At 59.9% G+C, this 349-nt stretch carries 1 protein-coding gene; it reads left to right on the top strand.

All coding sequences use genetic code 11. The features are described from left to right. On the top strand, positions 1 to 349 hold a 349-nt coding region (locus AC1DF0_RS32745; protein ID WP_477577814.1), incomplete at both ends, for a PAS-domain containing protein.

The following is a 349-nucleotide window of genomic DNA, read 5'->3' as shown; positions in this document are numbered from 1 at the left end:
ACCCGGGGCAACGACCCGTATGCGGCGTTCCAGCATTCGGTGGTGCTGGCCGAACAGGTGCGTGAGCGCACCGACGCCCTGAACCAGGCCATGGCCGAACTCAAGGCTGGCAACCATTTGCTCAGCGAAGCGCGGCTACGGGCCGAAACCGCCCATCAACACTTGATCGACGCCATTGAAAGCATCTCCGACGCTTTTGTGCTGTTCGATGCCGAGCAGCGGATCGTGCTGTTCAACAGCCGTTTCAAGGCGTTTTGGGGTAACAGCCGGGTACGGATCAACGCGGGCATGCGCCTGAGTGAGGTCAAACGGTTGATGACTTCGACCGGGTTGTTTAGTGAAGAACCCC

This window comes from Paenibacillus sp. 05T425, from assembly GCF_056396205.1.
The sequence above is the reverse complement of the archived record's forward strand: the minus strand, read 5'-3'. Positions and strand labels throughout refer to the sequence as shown.